This window comes from Sulfitobacter sp. HI0027 (assembly GCF_001634775.1).
Classification (GTDB): Bacteria; Pseudomonadota; Alphaproteobacteria; order Rhodobacterales; family Rhodobacteraceae; genus Sulfitobacter.
The window spans coordinates 1-2658 of record NZ_LWER01000202.1; the positions used below are offsets into that span (position 1 = coordinate 1).

Genomic DNA, 2658 nt, shown 5'->3' on the forward strand with positions numbered 1-2658 from the left:
AATTTGGCCCCTCCTGCTGTTGATTGTCACTGAGAACTGACCCGGTATTTTCACCGAGATTTGACCCACCCTCAGTTATGCGTCGTGGTCTATGATGCGGTCAATGTTTTGGCCTCCTTTGCAGTTTTCTTTGCTGCCTCAGAACTGACCTTGAAGCGGTAGCTGTCGTTTCCGGTTTCGAGGATGTGGCAGCGGTGGGTAAGCCGATCCAAGAGAGCGGTGGTCATCTTTGCATCCCCGAAGACCTGCGCCCATTCTGAGAAGCTAAGGTTGGTGGTGATGATCACACTGGTGCGCTCATAGAGCTTACTGAGCAGATGGAAGAGCAGCGCCCCGCCAGATGAACTGAACGGCAGGTAGCCGAGTTCGTCCAAAATGACCAAGTCGACCTTCGTCAGCGTCTCAGCCAGTTTCCCTGCCTTTCCAAGCGCCTTCTCCTGTTCCAACGCATTGACCAATTCTACGGTCGAGAAGAAGCGGACCTTGCGCCTGTGGTGCTCAATCGCTTGGACGCCAATTGCAGTGGCCGTGTGGCTCTTGCCCGTTCCGGGACCGCCGATCAAAACGACATTTTCGGCCGCTTCGATAAACTCGCATCGATGTAGCTGCCGCACTGTCGCTTCGTTGACCTCACTCGATGCAAAGTCGAAGCCCGTCAGATCCTTGTATGCGGGGAAGCGGGCGACTTTCGTGTGGTAGGCGATAGACCGTACCTCGCGTTCGGCGATCTCAGCCTTGAGCAGCTGTGACAGCATTGGTGTGGCAGCTTCGAACGCTGGCGCGCCCTGGGCGACCAAGTCTTCAATCGCATTTGCCATGCCGTACAGCTTGAGACTGCGTAGCATGATCACGATAGAAGCTCCTGCTGGGTCATGACGCATGGCGCTTCTCCTTAGTCTGTCGCAACCCGTCATAGCGATCGACGTTGGCCTCTGGCGTTGACTGCAATGCCAGTGCGTCCGGCGGATCGACCTCGGGGTGATCTGTCGGTCTGCGGTCGATCAATCGATGCAACAGGTTCAGGATGTGCGTCTTGGTGGGGACGCCCGCTTCAAGTGCCAGCTCCACTGCGCACAAAACGTCATCTTCGTTGTGCTGAAGGACCAGAGACAGAATGTCGACCATCTCTCGGTCACCGCCTTCTTTACGCAGCATGTGATCCTGAAGTTGCCGGAAGGCATCCGGCATCTCCGTGAACGGCGCACCATTGCGTAAGGCACCTGGTTTGCGTTGGATGACAGCGAGATAGTGACGCCACTCATAGATGACCTTGCCGGGCTTGCGATGAGATCGCTCGATGATCCGCGCATGCTCGCAAACCGTTTGCCCTTCAGCGACCACGACCAGCCGTTCGGGATAAACATGCAAACTGACACGTCGGTTCGCGAAGCTGGCGGGAACGCTGTAGCGATTGCGTTCGAACGTGATCAGGCATGTGGGTGACACACGCTTACTGTGTTCGATAAAGCCATCGAATGCCGGCGGCAGTGCCATCAGCGTGGGCTTCTCGGCCTCCCACACGTCAGCGATGGACCCCGGCAAAGCCTTGTGCGGTGTCTCTGCCCAAAGGGCGATACAGCGATCTTCAAGCCATTGGTTCAGCTCGTCCAGATCGGCAAAGACCGGCATGACTTGCCACATGCGGTTGCGCGCATCCTGCACGTTCTTCTCAACCTGGCCTTTCTCCCAACCTGCGGCTGGATTGCAGAACTCGGGCTCAAACACGTAGTGGCTGGCCATAGCCTTGAAGCGTGCATTGACGTCCCGCTGCTTGCCTCTGCCCACACGATCAACGGCGGTCTTCATATTGTCATAGATCCCGCGACCAGGCACGCCGCCGAAGACGCGGAATGCATGCCAGTGGGCGTCAAACAGCATCTCGTGCGTTTGCAGCGGGTAGGCCCGCACCAAGAAAGCGCGGCTGTGTGACAGTTTGATATNCGCGACCTGAAGTTTGGCGCGCTCACCGCCAATGTTGGCCCAGTCCTCGCTCCAATCGAATTGGAAGGCTTCGCCGGGCGCGAACACCAAAGGCACGTAGGTGCCGCGCCCCGTCGTCTGTTCCGCTCGATGCCGATCTTCACGCCATGCCCGGGCGAAAGCTGCTACGCGTTCATAGGAGCCATCATATCCCAGCTTCACCAGATCAGCATGCATTTGCTTCACTGTCCGCCGCTCTTTGCGTGACTTCCGCGTCTGGATTAAAAGCCAGGCTGACAGCCGATCCGAATAGGGATCCAGCTTGCTTGGACGCTTGGGCGTCTTGAACTGCGGTTCCACCGCACCTTCACGCAGATACTTCTTTATCGTGTTCCGAGACAAACCCGTCCGCCGGGCAATCTCCCTGATTGGCATCTTGTCACGCAATGCCCAGCGTCGAATGACACTCAAAAATCCCATGTCGATCACTCCAAATCCCCCCAACCAAAACCGTCGGGGAAGTGTGTTCACATGGGTCAATTCTCAGTGACAATTTATGGGGCTACCGGGTCAGTTCTCAGTGACAATCAACAGTTTCTCATGTCAATAACTCCCGATACCCGCGTTGACCTCGATCGGNTCTGGTCGACCATTGAAGCCTCGGCAGAGATCGTCAAAGGCCGCCCGGGCGGGTTGTCGCGCTTGACGCTGAGCGATGACGACCAAGCCATGCGTGAC

Annotated in this window: 2 protein-coding genes; both read right to left on the reverse strand. The window is 57.0% G+C overall.

Annotation, left to right across the window (positions count from 1 at the left end; translation table 11 throughout):
• Nucleotides 1–89 precede the first annotated feature (89 nt).
• Nucleotides 90–881: an IS21-like element helper ATPase IstB gene (istB, locus tag A3722_RS13235; RefSeq protein WP_067266994.1), complete on the reverse strand. Its 792-nt coding sequence runs from the start codon at nt 879–881 to the stop codon at nt 90–92.
• Nucleotides 871–2400 (reverse strand): IS21 family transposase, encoded by a 1530-nt coding sequence (istA, locus tag A3722_RS13240; protein WP_150120483.1) that lies wholly within the window; start codon nt 2398–2400, stop codon nt 871–873. The genes istB and istA overlap by 11 nt, the downstream gene beginning before the upstream one ends.
• Nucleotides 2401–2658 lie beyond the last annotated feature (258 nt).

Coding starts and splice junctions, on each gene's coding strand:
- istB (WP_067266994.1), bottom strand. CDS start 881: ATGCGTCATGACCCAGCAGGAGCTTCTATCGTGATCATGCTACGCAGT.